The following is a 22,056-nucleotide window of genomic DNA, read 5'->3' on the forward strand; positions in this document are numbered from 1 at the left end:
GATGAATAAAGTTGGTTTTTTTCGTTCGATACAATTAAAGTTTATTATTATTTATATCTTGTTATTGCTGCTTGCTGTTCAAGTGATTGGGTCATTCTTTACCATCAGGCTGGAGGATGATCTATTTGAAAGCTTTAAAACCTCCATTAATGAGCGGGTGGAACTTTTAAACTACAACCTCGAACAAGCCTTTGAAAGAGAGCGAAATGAAGAGGATGGTGACATATCCTTACAGCAAGAGGTACAGCAAATTGTAGAAGATATAAGTACCGATAATGCAGCTACGACCGTACAAGTAATTGATACTCAGCGGGTTGTGTTGGGGACGAATCGAATTAACGAAATGGACGAGATTGGAAAAAAATCAACGCAGAATTTAGTTCAGCAAGCATTATTTTTTGATTCCCAGCGAAAAAGTGAATTTAACGATAATGGGGAAAGTGTATATGTTCAGGTAGAGCCAATTTTTGATTCAGAGGGCTTAGCTGTTGGTGTTATTTATTTTCAATCCTCATTGGAAGGTGTATATGATCAAGTAGAAGGCATTAATCGAATCTTTTTCCAAGGGTCTATTCTTGCAATCAGTATTTCGGCAATACTGGGAATTCTTGTTGCTCGCACCATTACAAAGCCGATTAAGGAAATGAGAGAGCAAGCTCAGATCATGGCAAATGGAGATTTTACACAAACGGTTAATATATATGGGAAGGACGAAATCGGACAACTAGCTGAGACCTTTAATGATTTGAATAGTCGATTGAAGCACTCGTATGCAACGATTGAGGAAGAGAGAAGAAAGCTGAGCTCTGTCCTTTCCAATATGTCCGATGGTGTTATTGCTACGGATAATAGTGGATCGATTACGTTAATGAATGAGGCGGCAGGAAGACTGATCGGTAATAATCCAGAAGAGGTTATCGGTGACTTTTTGCTGGACGTTCTGCAGCTCGAAGGTAAGATTATTGATATAACCGATCTGCAAGATAGTGGATCAATGATTATTGATTTTAGTGATGATGATAATCCTTTCCTAATACGAGCAAACTTTTCAACTGTATTGGACGACGAAGAGGAAATAACAGGATTCATTACGGTAATTAGTGATGTAACGGAACAGGAGAAGGTAGAACAAGAGCGTCGTGATTTCGTATCCAATGTATCACATGAGTTGCGGACGCCGTTAACAACAATGAAGAGCTATCTAGAAGCATTAACCGATGGGGCTTGGGAGGATAAAGATATTGCTCCGAAGTTTCTCAGTGTTGCGCAAGGTGAGACGGATCGGATGATTCGTATGGTAAATGATCTGCTTCAGCTTTCGAAAATGGATTCGGATGAGCTGCCGATGCATAAAGAGCGCTCAGAATTTGCGAGCTTTTTCCATCATGTGATTGATCGGTTTGAAATGAATTCTCCTGAAAAGATAAAACTCGTTCGCGAAATTCCAAATGTACAAAGCTATGTCTGGATGGATAAAGACAAAATGACGCAAATTCTAGATAATATTATTTCAAATGCGATTAAATATTCTCCAGAAGGCGGATTAATACGTTTAAAACTTGAAGTAAAGCGTCATTATCTGCTTGTTAGCATCAAGGATCAAGGAATGGGGATTGCCTATGATAAGCTGGAAAAAATCTTCGAACGATTTTACCGAGCAGATAAAGCAAGAGCAAGGAAGTTTGGTGGAACAGGTTTAGGATTGGCAATTACGAAAGAATTAGTGGAAGCACATCACGGGACCATTTGGGCGAAAAGTAAAGAAGGCGAAGGGACAACGATTCTCTTCACATTACCGCTTATGAATAAGAAGCGGAGGGGATTCTGATGAAATTAGAAACAGCAAAAACGTTGATATTAATCGTTTTAATTGGAACAAGCTTACTCCTTACCCTTGGGACAGGAAGCATCAAGTCAAGTCAAACGGCATTAAATAACGAGACAATTGATGAGGTTGACATTGGTGGAACAGAAGAAAATAGACGAAGCATTATTGAGCCGATGGACATCATTTTACATGCGAATGGCAGTTATTATGGCTTTAAAGATCCGACAGAGCGAGAGATCCTATATAATCGGATGAATTCCTGGAGTTTATCTGATGTTACGATTCAATCGGTTGCAAATCGAACGCCAAGCGATTATGAGGTAGAGATCATTTTTCCGGAAAAATTCCCGGTAGAATTATTAGGGAGTAGTATTTTCAAATTAGCTGATGAAGATGTCCATTTACCCGAAAATGCTTTATTTGAACGTATTTATATTAAATTTGATGAAAACACAGCCACATTACTTGTTGAGCTAGTTACGGATGATGGCGGGCTTGTAACGGGCAAGATAACGGATACCAATGATTTTAACCATCTCTGGTCTTATATGGATGGATTTGATTTGGATACATTTCGGTTGTACACGTTAATGGATGAAGGTGGTAAAGATATTTACTTGCCTACCGGTGAAATTGTGTTACCGAAAAAAATAATGTCCTTTCAACGAATCAATCCGCCTGACATGCGCGACGTATTATTTGATACCCCATCTGTAGTAAGTGAGTCCAGAACTCCAGAAATAGGTGAAAGTTATTTTACAGATAGTCGTCAACTGCGAGTGGATGAAAACGGTATTGGGATGGAATATATAAATATTTTAACAGAGGATAATAATACGGATCCATTGCTTTCTCCAACAACATTATTGGATAGAAGTATTTTGCAAATTAATAATCATAAGGGTTGGACAAGTGATTATCGATTAGCAGAAATGAACACGATGCAAGGTCTAATAAATTATCGGATGTATTTTGAAGGATATCCTGTCTTTAACAATGACAATATGTCTATGATTGAGCAACAATTGAACAGTCAGCAATTGACTAAATATAATAGACCACTGATTTTATTTGCACCGTCTGTTATTAATGAAACACCTGTAGAGCTAGCATCTGGGGAAGTTATTAAAAACAATATCCTTAATCCTGATCATTCAGACTATAGTATAGAAAATATACAGGCTGTTACACTTGGCTATCGGCTAAATATCGATACCGATTTTTCATACAATGAAAATGTTGAACTGGAACCGGTATGGTATATCAAATATAATGGTCGCTGGATTCAGCATACGTTTAATGAACCAGCAAAACCAGAAGGGGGAGATTGAGAATGCAGTGGGGCCACATTAAAACACTATTTATTCTCAGTTTCCTTATTTTGAACATCTACTTATTAATTCAATATGTAGATAGACAGCAGGATTCAGAACGTCCGGCATTGGATGAAAGTAAAGAAACGAGTTTGGAAGAACAACTGGAATCGGAGAATATTAAGATTCAAACAGAGATAGAATCGGATGTTGCTGAGTCCAATTATATTAGCGTTTCGCAAAAGAAGTTTACCGAAGAAGAAAAAAGCATGTTAAATAGCATCAATAATATAACGGCGGCAGTGATTGATGATGAGTTTGTCGTGGCGCAGCTGAATGAGCCAATCCCAATCCCTATTAATGCAAGTGACAGTCGAGTTACAGAATTGCTGGCACCTTATTTGGCTTATGCCGATGAATATAACTTCTGGGGTTGGAATGAAGATTATAGAGTACTGATTTTCTCACAGTCAAAGGAAGGCCGGACAATATATTTGAATGGGAGTGCGATTATCCTTGCATATTTAAACCAAGATAACGAGGTAACTCACTACACCCAAATGATGCTAGGGGAGTCGAGCAAGCAAGGGTCGGATCAAACAATAAATCCGCCTATCCAGGCCATTGGCACGTTGTTTGAGCGGAATAACCTTATACAGGATGATGCGGTTACCGAGGTGAGATTAGGATTTCTGTCGCGAATACCGACAGAAGGTACGCATGTGTTTGCACCGACATGGAAAGTAACGGTAAATGAAAGTAGGAATTACTTTGTAAATGCGATTGAGGGGCTTGTTTATGCAGGTACGGATAAGGAATTTCTCAATAATACAATCAACGATAATATAACAAGAATTGGAAGTCTACCAGAAGAAAGTGAGATAAAAGAAGCAGCTCTACATGCTTTAGAGCAAAGTATTGAGGTAGGAAATCGGAGTGAAATAGAATGACATTACGTTTTAGTGTTTTGGCATCTGGAAGTACGGGGAACGCATTTTATGTCGAAACAGACAAACAGCGATTTCTTGTAGATGCTGGGCTAAGCGGGAAGCAAATGGACCAGTTATTTAGCAAGGTACAGGTTGATCCTGCAGCCCTTTCAGGAATTTTGGTAACGCATGAGCATAGCGATCATATTAAGGGATTAGGGATTATGGCAAGGAAATATAATCTCCCAATCTATGCGAATGAAAAGACATGGAAAGCAATGGAGAATTCGCTTGGAAAGCTTACAACAGATCAGAAGTTTTTGTTCGGGATGAATGAAGTGAAGACGTTTGATGATCTGGATATTGAATCATTTGGTGTATCGCATGATGCGGCAGAGCCAATGTTTTATACTTTTCGGCATGATGGGAAGAAAGTAGCGCTCGTAACAGATCTTGGTTATGTTTCGGAGCGAATCAAAAAAACAGTAGAAGACGCGGATGCATATATTTTCGAGTCCAATCATGATGTAGAAATGCTGCGGATGGGTCGTTATCCGTGGAGCGTTAAGCGCCGTATATTAGGTGATTCTGGTCACGTTTCAAACGAAGATTGCGGATTAGCACTTGCAGATATAATTAGTAACCGTACGAAACGAATCTATCTTGCCCATTTGAGTTTGGATAATAATATGAAGGACCTAGCTCGAATGTCTGTACAAGGTGTTCTCCAAGAAAGAGGTATTCATATCGATCTGCACGATACGGATCCAAAGGAACCAACTCCTTTGTATGAGGTTGTATAGTCATTATTTTATTGGTTTCCCTAGATATAATTGTTTAATAATTTCCGGTTTAAGGTAATACTATAGTATGTGTTCAAAAGAAGGAAAAAGGAACCGAGAATTTCGATTGTTTTTCGGGCTTACGCGCATAATGTACCTTTTATGGCAGCAAGATGTGAAGACAGTTAGTCGAATGTCCTCAGTTCTTGATTTTTAGCAGGTTTTTTGAACAATCTCTTTACCATATATCATATCAATAAGGGGACTACGAGATGGGATATTATGATCAGAATTACCGGACATATCGGAAACGAAAGGGAAGATGGCTTGCCCCGCTTATAATAGGAATTGTGATTGGTGTCCTATTTATTGGACTTGTTATGCCTGAATTTATGAATTCAACGAATGGTGGAGACGACGCTCGTGACCAAGTGACGATTGAGACAAATGAACAAAATGGTAATCAACCCCTTAATACATCTGTAACCGTTGATGTGACGACTCAGATAACAGAGGTTGTTGAGGAAGTGACACCAACAGTTGTTGGGATTACGAATATTCAACAGCGTTCTGATTTCTTTGAGCAGCAAGAAGGGATAGAAGCTGGTACAGGATCTGGCGTTATTTATAAGAATAATGATGGAACTGCTTTTGTCGTAACAAATCATCATGTAATTGAAGGTGCAGACACCGTGGAAGTAGTTCTCTACGATGATACTCACATTGAGGCAGAAATTGTTGGGAGTGACCTCTTTTCAGATTTAGCAGTGCTGCGCATGGATGGGGCGGCTGTAGATAAAGTGATTGAAATTGGCACATCAGAAAGTATCAAAGTTGGTGAGCCAGCAATTGCAATTGGTAATCCATTGGGTCTTTATCTTTCAAGCACAGTTACCCAAGGAGTAATCAGTGGAACAGAGCGCACAATCCCCCAAGATTTTAATCAAGATGGTCGTGCAGATTGGCAAGCGGAGGTTATTCAGACGGATGCCGCGATTAACCCTGGAAATAGTGGTGGTGCATTGATTAATATTTATGGTCAGCTTATTGGAATCAATTCGATGAAGATTAACCAGGCTGCTGTAGAAGGAATTGGTTTTGCAATTCCTATTGACCATGCTTTACCAATTATTGAAGAATTGGAGACCACAGGAGAAGTAACACGGCCATATCTAGGTGTTGAAATTTATTCGCTTGATGAAGTACCACAAACCGAGTGGAGAGATACGTTAAATTTACCTTCTGAAGTAGATGGTGGTGTTTACGTTTGGAATGTAGAGCCATTGTCTCCAGCGGATCAGGCAGGATTAGAACGTTTGGATGTCATCACGGAGCTGGACGGGAATCCAATTATGAATATGATTGATTTACGTAAAGTACTGTATCAAGAAAAGGAAATTGGCGATACGATTCAAGTGACATATTATCGGAATGGCGAGCGGGTCGAAACAGACATAGAGCTTGGAAGCCAGTAAAAGATATAAAGCTATCTTCTAAAAATGTAGCAGAAGGTAGCTTTCGCTGTGGTAAAAGAAAATTTGAAGACTGTGTATAAACTTAGAGACATGCTTATCGATGATTAAATGCTATATTCTCTCTATACTATTATGGGAAACACTTTTGCTTCGTTATCTATTATGTGTATAATCTATAATTTTTGAAAAAGTAATCCACAAAAAACGAAAGTTATGCACAAATGGTGGATAATTATTAATGATGAATCAATATATGGTGTAAAAAATGAGCGTTTATAACAAAATAGCTACGAACACTTGTGCATATGTGTATAAAACTGTGGATAACTCAAAGTTATACAGACAGGATTGTCGTTATACACGAGTTATCCACAAATAAATCTTTCTTTTTGTTGATTGCCTGGAAATTCAGATGGCTTTTTGTCCACGAGCATGTTGCCAGATGAGTAGCAGCAAAATAATTAAGACGATATCTAATCTAGCTTGAAAGCTAAAGTTAAGGAAGCCAGATGTTCCGATTAAAGGAATCTTTGTAAAATAAAGTGCTCCAAGCATAATGAATATTAGAGGAGCTACTGCAATATTCATATACATCCTACCAACAATTAACATTCCACAACCTAGCTCGACAAGAGCAACCAGCAATAACATAACCTCTGGAAAAGGCAATCCAACACCCGCAAAAATTTCTCTGAAATCTGGATTGATTAATTTCATCATGCCAGAAATAATAAAAACATAACCTGTCGCATAACAAATCCATTTCATCGTATGCATCCCTTTCATTTTAATAAAAGTATCTATTGCTACATAACTATGCAGCTGCATGGACAAACTTTCCTTCATCAGATAAAAAACATGGGGGATTATGGCAGATAGGAAAGTTTTAACTTTCCTTTGCTTATGAGCGCAACGAAGGCAATTCGCTCAGATTGGTAAATGTCAAATGTCAAGTTTTCATAAGGGTAGTGCTATATTGCATAGAGATGGTGCTATATCAGATAAAGATAGTTTGCAGGTGGTGTTATTTCATTGAATATGGTTCAGTCTGGGCTATTTCTAACTGGATCTAGGAATTGCAATTGCGAATGATTCTCATTATAATCAATGGTAGATTAAAAAAAGGAAGTGCAGTGAATGATTCGTCGATTTTTCTCGTATTACAAGCCGCATAAGCGGTTATTTATTGTTGACTTTACATCAGCAGTTATCGTTGCCATTCTCGAGCTTGCGTTTCCGGTGGCGGTACAATGGTTTATTGATAAATTACTTCCAGGCAATGACTGGAATCTAATTGTCACGGTAAGTGTACTCTTATTATTCGTATATTTATTAAGTACCTATCTGCAATATATCGTGACCTATTTAGGTCATAAGCTCGGGATATATATCGAGACAGATATGAGGCGTGACCTGTTTCATCATGTACAGAAACAGTCATTCAAATTCTTCGATAACACAAAAACAGGACATATTATGAGTAGAATCTCCAATGATTTATTTGATATTGGAGAGCTTGCACACCATGGACCAGAGGACTTTTTCATCGCAATTATGACCTTTATCGGTGCTTTTATCATTATGTTCTCAACCAATGTGCAGTTATCCCTGATCATTTTAATTGCTGTGCCAATCCTTGTGTTTCTTATTTCGTTCAGTAATATTCGCATGAGCAGAGCATGGAAGAAGATGTATGAGGACATTGCAGGTGTCAATGCACAAGTTGAAGATGCTGTATCTGGAGTTCGTGTTGTTCAAGCTTTTACAAATGAAAAACATGAAATCAAGCGTTTTGCAGTAAATAACAATAGCTTTTTAAAGGCAAAAATCGCAGCCTATAAAGTAATGGGATTCGTACATTCGAACATTTACATGATGATGCGTTTAATTACATTGCTCGTCTTAGTTGTCGGCGCGTGGATGACGTTTAATGGACAACTAAGTGCCGGAGAACTAGTATTCTTTGTATTAATGATGAACGTATTATTTAGTCCAATTCAAAAAATCAGTGCGTTGTTAGAGCTGTATCCAAAAGGAATGGCTGGATTCAAACGCTTCGCACAAATGTTAGATGTTGAACCAGATGTTCAAGATCGCCCGAATGCTGTACATGTGAATGAGCTAAAAGGAAACATTGCATTTCAAGATGTATCATTTAGCTATGAGAAAGCTCATGCTCCTGTCTTAAACAATATGAGCTTTAACATTCAGGCTGGGGAGACGATAGCATTTGTTGGACCTTCAGGTGCCGGTAAAACGACGATATCATCTCTAATTCCACGTTTCTATGACGTAAATGCTGGGAGTATAATGATTGATGGGATGGACATTCGAGATATGACAAAGGAATCCCTTCGTCAACAGATCGGCGTTGTGCAACAGGATGTATTCCTCTTTACCGGGACACTTCGGGAAAATATAGCATATGGGAAGCTTGATGCAACTGATGAAGAAATTGAAACCGCAGCAAGGAATGCCCACATGGAAGAATTTATTAAGGAACTACCAGATGGTTATGAAACCCAAGTCGGAGAGCGTGGCTTGAAGCTATCCGGGGGACAGAAGCAACGGATAGCAATTGCCAGGATGTTCTTAAAAAATCCAGCAATTTTAATTCTCGATGAAGCGACTTCAGCCTTAGATACAGAGACGGAAATGATTATCCAGAGAGCATTGAATGACCTAGCGAAAAACCGGACAACCCTTGTGATTGCGCACAGACTCGCAACAATTAAAAATGCAGACCGTATCATGGTTGTAACGAAAAAAGGTATTGAAGAAGAAGGAAGTCATGAAGAGTTATTGAAACAAAATGGTTTATTTGCACAGTTGCATAATGTACAGATGAACTAGAACGATGAAGTGTTTTGAATAGGAAAAGGAACTTAAAAAAGCAGAGTGAATCGCAATCACTCTGCTTTTTTTTGAAAAAGAGCATTAACGAAGTCCTTCAAGGGGTTTTAATAAATAGTTAGTTTAGTGTAAACTGAATTTAGAGAAAACAGTATATGGAATTTTGTGAGAAAACTACTTATCATGCAGAAGAAAGAAAACAAGGTGGAGTCTTATGGAAAGAAGGTATAACTTCTGGTCTTTTTATTTAATACTTGTTTGCTTAGGATTAGCAGCCTATTCATTGTATTCTAATTTTACTCATGCTTGGCTAATTGCACCACCAAATTATATGTTACTTATAATGAGTCTATTAGCCTTTTACTTAGGAGTTTTTGGTTTTAAAGATAAACGAAACTGGCGAACGAAAACTAGAAGCTGGATAACGATTATTTTGTCATCCTTACTATCTATCGGACTTTTTTTAGGAGTATCACTTACCCTGTTATTATCGTTATTAGGAGCAAGTGAACATGTAAAGACAGTCAATTCCCCCGATGATAATTATACAATTGATTTTTATCGTTACGACGCAGGGGCAGCAGGTTCATTTGGAGTAAGGGGAGAATTAAATGGGCCGCTATGGTTTAAAAAACGTATTTATTATCAAGACTCAATAGATCAAGTTGAAGTGGATTGGAAGAATAACAGTACGGTATCGATTAACAAGCATATCTTAAATTTAAAAGAAGGAGATTCATACGGATATTAGGTTCCCCTAATGGGAAAAGGTGGAAATTAATCTTAAATGAATGTCTTATGTTATGGTTAAATAGTGAAATAAAAAGGAAAGAAGAGTAATATTTCATGAAAAAGAAGGTACATCAAATAATGTAGGTTCAGCAGAAAATATTTCAAGTATTGACACAGAAAATAATGATGCAAATGAACATCAAACAATGTAGACGAAGAAGATAACAATACTTCGGGTCTGAGGGAAGAGTATCTCAAAAAATTAAATAATGCTAAAAAAGAAACGAATGAAATAAAAACAGAACATAATTAGTGCAAATAACTCGCTCCGGAAATATAATTCGCGCATCCAGAGGCATAGGTGAGACACCGTAGTGCGATAGCACAAGGGGGCTCACCTATGCCTCTGCGTATATTTCCGATGCTAAGCTTATGCATCGTTCTTCTTTAACATTCAAACACGTTTGTTATGTCCCAGCTTCATTCCGTTTTTCCATCGACTGTAAGCGTTTCACCTGCTTCATGGCTAGATTCATCGTGCCCTGGTCCAAATAAATTCAAGATTATTACTCCGGCAAGTATCAGTGTTATTCCTGCAATACTAGCCATGTTAATTTTTTCTTTCCAAATTAAAACTGAAATAATTGCAGTAGCAACAAGTCCAAGACCTGACCAGATTGCATACGCAGCATTTAAAGGAATGGTTTTCAGTGATAATGATAAGAAGAAAAAGCAACTAACGAAAGCTACAATTAAACCTAGTGTAGGGTAAAGCTTTGAAAACCCCTCAGATGCTTTTAATAAAGAAGAGCCAATAAGTTCCCCAATGATTGCGAGTGCAAGATATAGATAAGCCATTGTTAATCTTCCTCCTCAATCATGTTGATTAACTCATTAAAAACGTTTGTTTGCAGTTCTTTATTTAATGGCTGCATACCAAATATTTCGGAAAACCACAAACCATCTATAGATAATCTGGCAATTGTTGTTTTGATTGGATCAATCCCATCATTTTCTAACTTTGTAAGCAAACGATCATATTGTTGACGGTATTCATCTAGTAACTCTGGATTAATAAACATTGCGGCCATTATTGCAGAACTCAGTAGCTTATCGTTCTCTAAATTAGAATAGGTAGATTGAACATAAGCCCTGCTCCATTTTCCTAGCTCTTTTGTATCGTCTTTAGCTAACGCTATAATGCTTTCAAAATAATTATTTTTCCAATCTTCCACCATTCCTTTAATTAACGCTTCCTTACTGGGATAATGGTATAGTAATCCGCCTTTACTCACGCCCGCTCTTTGGGCGACAGCCTCTAATGTGAGTTTAACAACTCCTTCTTCTTTTACAATTTCAGCTGCAGCAATCAGCAAGCTTTTTTTCGTATTCGTTGTTTTTGAAGTAGGCATAGTAACCTCCGAAATTTTTATATTTGTAACTATACCGTCTAGACGGTATTTTTGTCAATAGAATTGATTTCCCGTGTAGTATTATTATTTAATAAAATAATTTGATAAGACTGGGTCAGTTGAGCAGGTTCTTGCTAGCTAAATCTCCCTAAATACAGCAAGGAGATAGTTAATAAATTTGATATAGAAGACAGGACATTTATCCCCAAAAAGTGCTATACTGATAAAATCAGTGTGTAGAGATATTGGTCTTTTTATGGACCAAAAATATATGTCTCATGATACGTCTACCATCTGAAAAACTTTTTAAATGGAGATGTTCAATATGCACGGCGAAACACGATTACCACAAAACGGAAAAGAATTCGCATTATTTTTAGCGATAATATCGATACTTTCAGTCAATATTATCGCACCTCTTATTATGGGATTTGAATTTGGTTTCAGTAAAAAGGTCTATTTTGATACCCTGCAAGTAATTCCATTTATATGGATTTGCGTCATTTTATTGGTAACACTTGTTGCAAACCCCATCGTTAATAAACTTGTACAAAAATTTATTGAACCAAATGACGGTTTTAATGCAAGAATATTATTCACGATATTATTCAGCGTAACCATTCTGTCCATTTTACTTACAGTTATCGGATCTTGGATTGGCATGAGAGAAATTAGCTTGGAATCTATTCAAACTTTCTTTTATAATTGGCCACGTAACTTTTTCATCGCATTTTGGGTTGAAGTTTTAATCGCACAGCCGATAGCACGATTTATAATGAAAAAAATACATGCATCCCAGGCACGGAAATCAGAAAGATTAAGTGCTTAGTCGATAGATTTGTGTTAACCACAAAAACAGAAGAAAGTAATTAAACTATACAAACTTGGAACCCATTTCGGCACTCGAAATGGGTTTTTGTTATTTGTCTCACTTAGCATAAGAGCTTACTTAATATTCGGACCAAACATTATTTTTAATCTAACTATATGGAAGCGAAAAGACAAAACAAATATGAATCGAGCTACAAATCTTTAGGAGTTAACATTTGCTATAAGAATAAAATAGTGAACCTAAAAAGGTAGATAGTCGGCCCCATCTACAGTTATCCACAAACTCTGGATAACCTGTTAATATGTTAGAAAATTTACTCAAAATTAACAATTCGTAATCATTATATCGCATTTATGTATTAATATAATCCTACCTCTATAATTACCGAAAAGCCCTTATGCAAAACAGCAAGAGGTGGTCTCTCCTTATCAAAATTTGTCGATATTCCCCGGGAAATAATTCAGGAAATGAAAAATGGACTTCCAGCAAGACTCGTATTCCTCCCCTTGTGGGCAGTTGAAAAATTCCAAGCATAATTAAGAATATGGTCAATATAATTTAGAAGGTGATGTAGTTCCTCTGCACTATCGGACAAGATGCATCCATCACTTAATAGGAAACAGCTTCCATTATGGCTAGAAATCTTTTTTTCATAGAAAGAATGAATGATGGAAAGGAGGCCTTTCTTTTATGAAAAAGAGATAGCAGGTAGAGAGCTGTTTCGATGCTTTATTTATTGTAAAGATAAAAGGGGGAAATAAAGTTGAAAAAATTATTAACTGGCAGAATGATGGTGTTATTTGTCATGATGCTGATGGTTGCTTTTGCTGCTGCTTGTTCATCGAATGATGATCAAGATGATACAAATGAAGAACCAGAAGAGCAGACAGATTCAGAAAGTCCTTCCGGTGACAATGCAGATGGTGGCATTTCAGGTGACTTAGAAATCCAGTATTTTGTTGGTGGTTATGGTGACGCTTGGTGGAAGGAAGTTATTGCAGACTTTAAAGAGACATATCCAGATGTCAATATAATTGAGCATGCTGGTCCAAATATTAATGAGGAAATGCGGAGCCGTTGGGTGTCCAACGATCCACCAGATGTCGTATACATTGATGGTGCGGGATCCAGTGAAACACAAATGGTAGAAGATGGTCAGTTGATGAATTTAACCGAATGGGTAGAAGGTATTGAGCTAGAGGGTGGCGACAAGTTAATGGATAGTTTCATTGTTGAACCTGGAACATTTGACGGTGATATATATTCCTTGCCGCTAGTATTTGATACATGGGGTACATGGTATGACAGAGCGTTATTTGAAGAAAAGGGGTACGAGGTGCCAACAGATTTTGAAAGCTTAATGCGTTCAATGACAGAGATTAAAGAAGCAGAAGGAATCGATCCTTATGTAACGAGTGGGCAGCATCCATATTACTTCCTGCGTGGTGCACTTTATCCGGCATTTGGTGCAGCTGGTGGGGAGGAATTGCTGGCTGATTTAATTACAGGTGCAGAAGGTGCATGGACAAGTGATCCGGTTTTAGAGATCATGAAGCGTGTAGAAAGAATGCAGCAGGAAGGAATGTTTGATTCCGGACTTGGTGCATTAAACCATACACAGTCACAAATGAATTTCTTACTGCATGAAAATGCCTTTATTCCAGTAGGGTTCTGGCTGCCAAATGAAATGGCAAATGATATCCCAGAGGGCTTTGATTTTGGCTTTATTCCTTCCCCAATGCAGGCTGAGGATGAGAGCTATGCGATTGTACCAGACCTGCGTCCACTAGCAATTGCAGAGGAGGCGGAGAATCCGGAAGCGGCAAAGGCCTTTGTTGAATTTGCATTTACACGTGAATATGCGATGTCATTCTCCGAGCATACGGGTGCCATGATGAATATTACGGAAGTGGATTTAACGCAAAACGAAAATGTTCCTGCATATTTAACTGAAGCAAACGCCATGATTAACGATCCAGACCAAGTGACGATTTATAATAAACCACATCCAATGAGTGCCGATTTAGAGGTTCCTGTTGGGAATGCCCTCATGTCGCTCATGCTTGGAAATATGACAGCAGAGGAATTTGTCCAAGAGGCAGAAAAGGCTGCAGCTGAATATCGTGGCAGTAATTAAATAGTTATCTATCAGCAGGGGATTCGAATCTCCTGCTGATCATTTAATTGGATTCTATTAAAAAGGCAGGAGGTGGGATCAGATGGTACAGTCTAAAAAGCAAAAGTATTTGTTCCTAGCTTTTTGTTTAATCCCGACCTTTATATTATTTGCTGTTTTTACGCTTTATCCATTGTTTAGTGGGTTGTATTACTCCTTCTTTGATTGGTCGGGCTCTTCACAAAATAAGGAATTTATTGGGTTTGCAAACTACATAAAATTAGTGAAGGATGCAATCATCCCAAATACAATTATGCATGATTACTTTTTAGTTGTAACGAAAGTAATCGGAATTATGATTTTAGCACTATTTTTTGCAGTTGCTTTAACCCAATTAAAAATTAAGGAAGCTCCTTTCTACCGAATTGTATTTTTCTTTCCTAATATTATGTCTGTTGTAGTCATTGGGATTTTATGGACATTTATTTATAACCCGAGTCTCGGATTGGTTAATTCTGGTCTGGAATTTCTCGGCTTGGAGAGCTTGGCAAAGCCATGGCTCGGTGATGAAACCTGGGCATTACCAAGTCTTGTCCTCCCTTCCATTTGGGCAGGAATTGGATTATTTATGCTCATGCTTATTGGCGGGATTTCCAATATCTCCAAAAGCTACTATGAGGCAGCAGAAATTGACGGGGCGAACGAGTGGCAGCAATTTTGGAAAGTTACGTTACCATTGATCTGGCCGCAAATTAAAATTTCAATTCTTTATATCGTTATTACAACGTTAAATGGATCGTTTATTATTGTCCAGGTAATGACTGGTGGTGGCCCAAATAATGCAACACATGTAATGGGATCGTATCTCTATCAGCAAGCATTTGTCCAATATAATTTTGGTTACGGGGCAACGATTGGTGTTATGATTTTGATTCTATCCCTATTGACGGTGCTTGTTCTCCAGTTTTTTATGCGTCGAGATAAAATCGAATACTAATTGCGTTCAAAAAAGGATAAACCAGACTTTTTGAATAATTTCTATATAAGAGAGAGGAGGAATAGATTGTGAAGCGGAGTGTCGGACAAATTTTAGGGAGAGCAGGGATTCGCATCCCGTTAATTCTCTGGACAATCGCAGTATTGTATCCGATTTTCTGGATGTTTCTAGGTTCGTTTAAATCAAATGCTGAAATCTATCGGAACCCATGGGGCTTTCCAGAGTCATTTAGTCTCGATAATTTTGTTACAGCGTGGACAAACTATAATATTGATACAAGTGTTTTTAATAGCTTAATTGTTACGGTTATTGGAACTGCTCTTACGTTAGTACTCGCAATCCCGACCGCCTATGCGATTGAACGCATTCAATTTCGTGGAAGCCAAGCGTTGTTTCTATTATATATTTCAGCGATGATGATTCCAATGGTACTAGGCTGGATACCATTATTCTTTCTCTTAGCGGAGCTTAATCTATTGGATAATATTTATGGATTAGCAATCGTCTATGCGGTAAGCCAGCTTCCATTTACGATTTTTGTGTTAACGAGCTTTATTAGCACGATTCCGAAATCATTGGAAGAATCAGCTGCAATGGACGGAATGTCACCGTATATGGTTTTATGGAAAATCATTACGCCATTAAGTATGTCGGGGATCATTACCGTTACAATTATGAATGCAATACAATTCTGGAATGAATATTTTATGGCATTAATCTTTTTGAATACAAGTGATAACTATACCCTGGCACTGGCAATTGACTTTATTAGCAGTGAAGCACAATATACGAATGCATGGGGGACATTGTTTGCAAGCCTGGTGATTGCAATCATTCCAGTTATTGTTCTTTATGCGATTTTCCAAAGGAGAATTGCGAAGGGCTTAACGGAAGGTGCGATTAAAGGATAACATTGTAACCGTAACCTATAGCAAAAAATAAACAGGATACGACAATCCATTACGGATTGTTGTTTTTTTGTGTAGAAAAACGGCTTCCTTATTCGTCATCACTATGTAACTAATAAACGTCATTATGCTGAAAGTGTGTGAATACCGGCTTAATTTTGAACGTATTAAGGCTTACTTCCTTCCGCTTCACACAACTAATTTCCTATGCTATGAGGGATGTAATATTGTTATTCTAGGAATAAATATTCATTTTTATTAAATAATTCATTTTTTACATAATAAAACAACATTTTTAAATGGGGTTTGCTATTGTCTAGTTAATCTAAATTACTGCACGGTTTTGACACCACTGAATCAATCATGGGAGGAGTGGCAGGTTATATAAGTAGGACAAGCTATTATTGTTTCGTTTTTTAAAAAGAATTGGCTAGCACCTGGTTAGGACGTGTATGGGGGTGAAAGATCCTCTCTACGGATTTAATGTTGCAATTAGACGGAGCAAAGGAGGAATATATGTGAAGTTAAAATACGTGTTAACCATTTTGTTACTGACACTACTTATCGTCAGTATTCCACTTTCTAGCTTGGCAAATCAGACAGGTGAAGCAGGAAACCATGACGCAATGATTCGAGAAATCATGGAGGAAATGACGTTGGAAGAGAGAGTTGGCCAGCTTTTTATTGTCCATGTATATGGTAAAACGCCGACAGATCCAGCTTACGAGTTGATTAATATTGCGAATAATCGTGGGGGCAAAGACTTTCAAGAGGTCATTGAAAATTATCATATTGGTGGTGTGATTTATTTTAACTGGACAGACAATATTGGGACACCACTTGATGTGGAGCAAGTTAATGCGTTATCAAATGGATTACAGGATATTGCGTTGGAGCAAGACCAGGAGATTCCGCTGTATATTTCAACGGACCAGGAAGGTGGGATTGTTCAGCGGGCAACGAGTCCTGCTACTGTCTTTCCGGGGAATATGGCACTTGGTGCGGCAAGACTGGATAATTACGCAGCACAAACCGGAAGCATTCTTGGAAAAGAGCTGGAAGCACTGGGCGTTAATATGAACTTTGCTCCAACAGTGGATGTCAATCTGAACCCAGAAAATCCGGTAATTGGTGTTCGCTCTTTTGGTGAGGATCCTGATCGTGTGTCCCGTCTTGGAGTTGAGCAAATCGAGGCACTACAGGGAGAAAATGTGATTGCGACGGCAAAGCATTTCCCGGGACATGGAGATACAGATGTTGATTCACATTATGGATTACCGATTATAGATCATGATTTGGAAACGTTGCATGCAGTCGATTTGAAGCCTTTTAAGGATGCAATCGATGCAGGTGTAGATGCCATTATGACAGGACATATTGTTGTTCCAGCATTGGATGACTCTGGACTCCCGGCAACATTATCGAAGCCGATCCTTACTGATTTATTGCGTGAGGAAATGGGGTTTGATGGTTTAATTATTACGGATAGCCTGGATATGTCTGGTGCCGATGTTTTGCCACCGGAAGAGGTTCCTGTGGAGGCATTTAAAGCAGGAGCGGATATTCTATTAAATCCTGCAAATGTGGAAGAAGCTTATACGAGTGTGCTTGAAGCGGTACAGTCTGGTGAAATCAGTGAGGATCGCTTAAATGAATCCGTTTACCGGATTTTACAATCAAAAGCAGAAAAGGGTTTATTTGAAGATCCTTATGCAGATCCAGCGAATCTAGAAAATATCGGAACAGAAGCCAATTTGCAAACGGCAAAGGAAATCGCTGAAAAAAGCATCACGCTTGTTAAAAATGAACAGGATGTTCTGCCTGTATCCGACGCAGAAACGGTGCTTGTAACTGGACCATCGGTTGCGAAGCCTGGTTTGATAGCAGATTTATTGGATGACAAAGGAATAAAATCAGATAGTTTTGCGACGGCAACAAGTCCGACAGCAGGGCAAATTGATCAAGCTGTAGAGCTTGCTGATACTGTGGACAAAGTGATTATCACGACCTACACAGCAAACACAAATAGTCAGCAGCAAGCATTGGTTGAAGCATTACAGGCTACTGGGAAGCCAATTGTTGTTTCCGCTCACCGGAATCCATATGATGTGATGGCCTTTCCAGATGTAGACAGCTATGTGGCGAGCTACAGCTATTTAGATGTATCCATGGAGGCAGTTGCTGGTGTACTGGCAGGTGAGATTAACCCGTTTGGGAGTTTACCTGTCACAATCCCGGGACACTATGAAATTGGGGAGGGTCTGGACTATGTTGATATACCACGTAGTGCTGCAGGAATGAAGCAGCTTGTCGATCAATTGGATGAAGCTGGAGAAATATCGAATGAAGAAGCAAGTCGTGCGCTCAATCTCCATTTAACTGCAGTAGCCCAATATGAGGATCGAAGGCTGCCTGATAAGGTGATTAAGCATTTGGAGGGCTTTCGAAAACTGCTTGATCAACAACAGGTTAATGAGGCAATTTCAAAGAAAGCTCATAGTTATTTAGATACAGAGGGACTGCGATTAATTGAGCATTGGTTAGAAAACTAAACCGTAATCGAAGGAACAAGCCGGGGAGGGATGCAGCTTGAGGTATTTTTTACGAATCGGAGTGCGGCTATCTGCACTGCTCTATTTGATTTTTATCATCATATATCAGGTGCATACCCCGACAACGGCTTTGTTTACCGATACCACAATAGTTGTTGGAAATATAACAGTTGGCAGCTATCAAGTGGAAGAGATAGAAACGAATGAAGAAACGGAGGAGGAGCAGTCTGAAGCAGGTGAAGAAATAGTGAACGAAGAAGAGGCAGTAGAAGCAGATGATTTAGAAGAAGAAAAAGCTGATACGGAGAACGGGCATGGGGGAAATGAGGGGGCATCAACCGGAGCGGCTGAATCAACAGAAACAGAGGAAGTCCAAGAAACGAACGATGAGGAAATAGAAGAAGGATCCGAAGAAGATGAAGAAGAAACAGAGCAGGAAGATGTGAATGAAGAGGAAATGGGAGAAACTAGTGAGCCCAGCTGAGCAAGGGAGTGAATAGAACAAATGCGTATAAAAAGTATATTAAAGAAATGTACTAGCTTTCTATCAACTATTTTATTTATCGTCTTATTGTCTGTCCTTTTTCTCTCCATTGCTTCTAAGGCAGCAGGGAATGAGGTGAATCTGTTTGGGTATCAAGTAAAGTCTGTCCTGTCGGGTTCCATGGAGCCTGATATCCAAACAGGATCGCTTATCGCGATTGAAACGGGAGGAGCCGGGGAGCGATTTCAGGAAAATGATGTGATTACATTTCAATCAGAAGAAGATGTGCTGGTAACCCACCGTATTGTGGAAGTAAAGAATGGCGGACAGCAATATGTGACAAAAGGCGATGCGAATAATGGTGCAGACCGCAATCCGGTGCTGGCAGAGAACATTGTCGGGCAATACACCGGGTTCACGATACCCTATGCAGGATATGTCATGAATTTTACCAGCTCACGTGAAGGGGCAGCACTGCTATTCATTTTTCCAGGGATACTATTAATGGGTTATTCCTTGATAATGATAAGAAGCACGTTAAAAGAAGTGAAACAGCTCATGAATGAAAAAGAAATCCGAGCATAATCAGAACAAAAATTAGAGGAGGAATTCAGGATGAATATTAAAAAGAAATTAGGGGCAGGTATTATTTCAGCAGTGCTTGGTTTAACGCTCGTTGGTGGAGGAACGTTTGCTTATTTTAGTGATACGGAAACAACAAACAATACATTTGCAGCGGGGACATTAGATTTAGCGGTGAATCCAACACAAATTATTGAGGTAGATAATATCAAACCAGGAGATTCCATGATTCGAGACTTTGAACTACAAAACAATGGAACGTTAGATATCGATAAGGTGCTGTTAGATACGAACTATACGGTGAACGATGCAGCTGGTGATAATACAGAGGATTTCGGTGAGCATATCCAAGTAGAATTCCTTTATAATGCAGACAAATTGGATGAGGTAATTTATGAAACGACGCTTGCAGAACTAAAATCGCTGACACCAGAAGCTGTAAATGAGAATGTCTTTTATCCGTTGTTTGGTGAAAAAGGTTTGGAGGTTGATTCCATTGATGACTTAGTCGTTAAATTTAATTTTATCGATAATGGAGAAGACCAAAATCAATTTCAAGGTGATTCCTTGAATTTGGAATGGACATTTACTGCAACGCAAACAGCTGGTGAAGATAAATAGTAAACGACGATCTCTAATAAGGGAGACGAGATGAAATGAAGAAGCGGTTACTAACAGTAACAACCATTATAATGACGATTATCTTATTATTTCCCCATGCTGGTGGAATAAGCAATGCATCCATTGCAGAATCAATAGTAGTTGAAGCAGACCGCGTCCAGATGCTCCAGCAACCATTGGATGATTTGGATGATGAAATAGAAGAAGCTTTAGCGGATAGGGTAATGCCTGGTGCAGTTGTGCTGATTGCTAGAGATGGAGAAATCGTTAAGCATCAGGCATATGGATATGCAGCACGTTATACGGACGACCAATTTACGGAGATGGATGAGCCTGTTTCGATGCAGGAAGACACAATTTTTGATGTGGCCTCTATATCGAAACTATTTACAGCAACAGCAATTATGCAATTATGGGATCAAGGAGCATTCGAATTGGATGACCCGGTCTATTGGTATATTCCTGAATTTGCCGCACAAGGCAAAGAGGATGTAACGATCCGCCATCTCTTGACACATACGTCTGGGTTTAGACCGAGCACGACAGAACCGATTCACGAAATGGAAGGAACACGTGAGGAGCTATTAGATTTTGTATTAAACGAGCCTTTACAAAGTCCGCCTGGGACAGCTTATGTGTATAGCGATGTCGACTATATTACGCTGGGTGTATTAATTGAACGAGTTAGTGGCGAGCGGCAGGATGACTTTGTACGAGAATTTATTACAGAACCTTTAAACATGTCGGATACGATGTATGATCCATCAGCTGATTTACAGCATCGTATTGCGGCTACCGAATATCAGCCGTGGACAAATCGCGGAATTGTTTGGGGAAGTGTTCATGATGAAAAAGCTTGGGCGCTTGATGGAGTAGCTGGACATGCTGGGGTATTCAGCAGTGCATCAGATCTAGCTGTCTTCGCCGAGATGATGCTGAATAAAGGAAACTATGAAGGGACGCAAATTCTTACCGAGGAAGCTTTCGAGCAAATCAATACGAATTGGAATGAGGCATTTCCAGGACAGGATCAAGGTATCGGCTGGGAGCTTAATCAAGAATGGTATATGGATGATCTAGCAGAATTTAATACGATGGGACATACCGGTTATACCGGAACGTCAATCGTTGTTAGCCCAAATAAGGAATCGGTTACAATCCTGCTAACGAATCGGGTCCATCCAACACGTAATACCGTCTCAACAAATACGATTCGCAGAAAAGCGGCTGAAAAAACGGCAGATTCCATTCATGCGTGGAATGCAGCGGGCATGCGAATGATGGTGGAACGGCTTGATACGAGGGGTGCGTTTGAGTTGGGGTCTGATGCGCATGCTCTCCAACTGCATTTAACAGCGATTGAGCAATATGAAAATAAAGGAGATCAAGCAAAGGTCGTAAAGCATTTAGAAGGGTTTCAACAATTAGTTGACTATCTTTTCATACAAGAAGGAATTGACGACGCGACACATGATGATTTACAACGCACAGCAGACTATTTAATAGAAAAATGGCAGTAATTTTTACGGTGCAGCAAGGAAGCAGCTTTCTTGCTGCATGCATTTTTTCTGATCGGATAGATTTGAAAATGGTGCGGATGTAGATGAGCTGAGGAGAAAAGCTGATATTTGTGATAAAAA

19 protein-coding genes are annotated in these 22,056 nt (G+C 38.9%); 16 read left to right on the plus strand and 3 right to left on the minus strand.

Annotated features, from left to right (window positions below; genetic code table 11):
- Position 1 precedes the first annotated feature (1 nt).
- From walK to D1B32_RS10905, 5 genes are all read left to right on the plus strand, one after another.
- On the plus strand, positions 2–1,828 hold the full coding sequence (gene walK, locus D1B32_RS10885; protein ID WP_118889315.1) for a cell wall metabolism sensor histidine kinase WalK: 1,827 nt from the start codon (positions 2–4) through the stop codon (positions 1,826–1,828).
- Complete coding sequence (locus D1B32_RS10890; protein ID WP_118889316.1) at positions 1,828–3,159, plus strand: YycH family regulatory protein; 1,332 nt, start codon at positions 1,828–1,830, stop codon at positions 3,157–3,159. The genes walK and D1B32_RS10890 overlap by 1 nt, the downstream gene beginning before the upstream one ends.
- A 2-nt stretch (positions 3,160–3,161) precedes the next feature.
- Positions 3,162–4,091: a two-component system regulatory protein YycI gene (locus D1B32_RS10895; protein WP_118889317.1), complete on the plus strand. Its 930-nt coding sequence runs from the start codon at positions 3,162–3,164 to the stop codon at positions 4,089–4,091.
- On the plus strand, positions 4,088–4,873 hold the full coding sequence (locus D1B32_RS10900; RefSeq protein ID WP_095314224.1) for an MBL fold metallo-hydrolase: 786 nt from the start codon (positions 4,088–4,090) through the stop codon (positions 4,871–4,873). Before D1B32_RS10895 ends, D1B32_RS10900 begins: the two co-directional genes overlap by 4 nt.
- A gap of 251 nt (positions 4,874–5,124) precedes the next feature.
- Positions 5,125–6,327, plus strand: a complete 1,203-nt coding sequence (locus D1B32_RS10905; RefSeq protein ID WP_118889318.1) for a S1C family serine protease — start codon at positions 5,125–5,127, stop codon at positions 6,325–6,327.
- Positions 6,328–6,735: 408 nt separating this feature from the next.
- Here D1B32_RS10905 and D1B32_RS10910 read toward each other — a convergent pair whose 3' ends face one another.
- The gene (locus D1B32_RS10910; protein WP_316246655.1) at positions 6,736–7,095 is read right to left on the minus strand and encodes a DoxX family protein; all 360 of its coding nucleotides are present in this window, start codon (positions 7,093–7,095) and stop codon (positions 6,736–6,738) included.
- A 369-nt stretch (positions 7,096–7,464) separates the two neighbouring features.
- On the opposite strand from D1B32_RS10910, the gene D1B32_RS10915 reads away from it, so the two are divergent.
- Positions 7,465–9,180 carry an ABC transporter ATP-binding protein gene (locus D1B32_RS10915; RefSeq protein ID WP_095314221.1) on the plus strand — a complete coding sequence of 572 codons (1,716 nt, stop codon included), beginning with the start codon at positions 7,465–7,467 and terminating at the stop codon, positions 9,178–9,180.
- A gap of 214 nt (positions 9,181–9,394) precedes the next feature.
- Positions 9,395–9,931, plus strand: a complete 537-nt coding sequence (locus D1B32_RS10920; protein WP_095314220.1) for a DUF5412 family protein — start codon at positions 9,395–9,397, stop codon at positions 9,929–9,931.
- 461 nt (positions 9,932–10,392) lie between these two features.
- Here D1B32_RS10920 and D1B32_RS10925 read toward each other — a convergent pair whose 3' ends face one another.
- Positions 10,393–10,770 (minus strand): DMT family transporter, encoded by a 378-nt coding sequence (locus tag D1B32_RS10925; protein WP_118889319.1) that lies wholly within the window; start codon positions 10,768–10,770, stop codon positions 10,393–10,395.
- 2 nt (positions 10,771–10,772) lie between these two features.
- Complete coding sequence (locus D1B32_RS10930; protein WP_118889320.1) at positions 10,773–11,324, minus strand: TetR/AcrR family transcriptional regulator; 552 nt, start codon at positions 11,322–11,324, stop codon at positions 10,773–10,775.
- Positions 11,325–11,649: 325 nt separating this feature from the next.
- On the opposite strand from D1B32_RS10930, the gene D1B32_RS10935 reads away from it, so the two are divergent.
- The 9 genes from D1B32_RS10935 to D1B32_RS10975 all read left to right on the plus strand — a co-directional run bounded on the left by D1B32_RS10935 (position 11,650) and on the right by D1B32_RS10975 (position 21,936).
- The gene (locus D1B32_RS10935) at positions 11,650–12,153 is read left to right on the plus strand and encodes a DUF2798 domain-containing protein (RefSeq protein WP_118889321.1); all 504 of its coding nucleotides are present in this window, start codon (positions 11,650–11,652) and stop codon (positions 12,151–12,153) included.
- An 811-nt stretch (positions 12,154–12,964) separates the two neighbouring features.
- A complete protein-coding gene (locus D1B32_RS10940; RefSeq protein ID WP_392391108.1) occupies positions 12,965–14,293 on the plus strand; it encodes an ABC transporter substrate-binding protein in 1,329 nt (442 codons plus the stop codon).
- A gap of 82 nt (positions 14,294–14,375) precedes the next feature.
- Positions 14,376–15,269 carry a carbohydrate ABC transporter permease gene (locus tag D1B32_RS10945; protein ID WP_095314214.1) on the plus strand — a complete coding sequence of 298 codons (894 nt, stop codon included), beginning with the start codon at positions 14,376–14,378 and terminating at the stop codon, positions 15,267–15,269.
- Positions 15,270–15,337: 68 nt separating this feature from the next.
- A complete protein-coding gene (locus D1B32_RS10950; RefSeq protein ID WP_095314213.1) occupies positions 15,338–16,180 on the plus strand; it encodes a carbohydrate ABC transporter permease in 843 nt (280 codons plus the stop codon).
- 515 nt (positions 16,181–16,695) lie between these two features.
- Entirely contained in the window at positions 16,696–18,729 is a 2,034-nt protein-coding gene (locus D1B32_RS10955) for a glycoside hydrolase family 3 protein (protein ID WP_240033772.1), read from the plus strand.
- Positions 18,730–18,766: 37 nt separating this feature from the next.
- A complete protein-coding gene (locus D1B32_RS10960; protein WP_118889323.1) occupies positions 18,767–19,213 on the plus strand; it encodes a hypothetical protein in 447 nt (148 codons plus the stop codon).
- Between the two features lie 21 nt (positions 19,214–19,234).
- A complete protein-coding gene (sipW, locus tag D1B32_RS10965; protein ID WP_118889324.1) occupies positions 19,235–19,798 on the plus strand; it encodes a signal peptidase I SipW in 564 nt (187 codons plus the stop codon).
- Positions 19,799–19,828: 30 nt separating this feature from the next.
- The gene (locus D1B32_RS10970) at positions 19,829–20,416 is read left to right on the plus strand and encodes a CalY family protein (protein WP_095314208.1); all 588 of its coding nucleotides are present in this window, start codon (positions 19,829–19,831) and stop codon (positions 20,414–20,416) included.
- A gap of 35 nt (positions 20,417–20,451) precedes the next feature.
- Positions 20,452–21,936 (plus strand): serine hydrolase domain-containing protein, encoded by a 1,485-nt coding sequence (locus D1B32_RS10975; RefSeq protein ID WP_118889325.1) that lies wholly within the window; start codon positions 20,452–20,454, stop codon positions 21,934–21,936.
- Positions 21,937–22,056: the final 120 nt, after the last annotated feature.

The organism is Oceanobacillus profundus (assembly GCF_003515705.1).
GTDB classification, from domain to species: Bacteria; Bacillota; Bacilli; order Bacillales; family Amphibacillaceae; genus Oceanobacillus; species Oceanobacillus profundus.

Excerpts from the sequence above, each read along its gene's own strand:
- walK (WP_118889315.1), top strand. The coding sequence starts at position 2 with ATGAATAAAGTTGGTTTTTTTCGTTCGATACAATTAAAGTTTATTATT.
- D1B32_RS10890 (WP_118889316.1), top strand. The coding sequence starts at position 1,828 with ATGAAATTAGAAACAGCAAAAACGTTGATATTAATCGTTTTAATTGGA.
- D1B32_RS10895 (WP_118889317.1), top strand. The coding sequence starts at position 3,162 with ATGCAGTGGGGCCACATTAAAACACTATTTATTCTCAGTTTCCTTATT.
- D1B32_RS10900 (WP_095314224.1), top strand. The coding sequence starts at position 4,088 with ATGACATTACGTTTTAGTGTTTTGGCATCTGGAAGTACGGGGAACGCA.
- D1B32_RS10905 (WP_118889318.1), top strand. The coding sequence starts at position 5,125 with ATGGGATATTATGATCAGAATTACCGGACATATCGGAAACGAAAGGGA.
- D1B32_RS10910 (WP_316246655.1), bottom strand. The coding sequence starts at position 7,095 with ATGAAATGGATTTGTTATGCGACAGGTTATGTTTTTATTATTTCTGGC.
- D1B32_RS10915 (WP_095314221.1), top strand. The coding sequence starts at position 7,465 with ATGATTCGTCGATTTTTCTCGTATTACAAGCCGCATAAGCGGTTATTT.
- D1B32_RS10920 (WP_095314220.1), top strand. The coding sequence starts at position 9,395 with ATGGAAAGAAGGTATAACTTCTGGTCTTTTTATTTAATACTTGTTTGC.
- D1B32_RS10925 (WP_118889319.1), bottom strand. The coding sequence starts at position 10,770 with ATGGCTTATCTATATCTTGCACTCGCAATCATTGGGGAACTTATTGGC.
- D1B32_RS10930 (WP_118889320.1), bottom strand. The coding sequence starts at position 11,324 with ATGCCTACTTCAAAAACAACGAATACGAAAAAAAGCTTGCTGATTGCT.
- D1B32_RS10935 (WP_118889321.1), top strand. The coding sequence starts at position 11,650 with ATGCACGGCGAAACACGATTACCACAAAACGGAAAAGAATTCGCATTA.
- D1B32_RS10940 (WP_392391108.1), top strand. The coding sequence starts at position 12,965 with ATGCTGATGGTTGCTTTTGCTGCTGCTTGTTCATCGAATGATGATCAA.
- D1B32_RS10945 (WP_095314214.1), top strand. The coding sequence starts at position 14,376 with ATGGTACAGTCTAAAAAGCAAAAGTATTTGTTCCTAGCTTTTTGTTTA.
- sipW (WP_118889324.1), top strand. The coding sequence starts at position 19,235 with ATGCGTATAAAAAGTATATTAAAGAAATGTACTAGCTTTCTATCAACT.
- D1B32_RS10970 (WP_095314208.1), top strand. The coding sequence starts at position 19,829 with ATGAATATTAAAAAGAAATTAGGGGCAGGTATTATTTCAGCAGTGCTT.
- D1B32_RS10975 (WP_118889325.1), top strand. The coding sequence starts at position 20,452 with ATGAAGAAGCGGTTACTAACAGTAACAACCATTATAATGACGATTATC.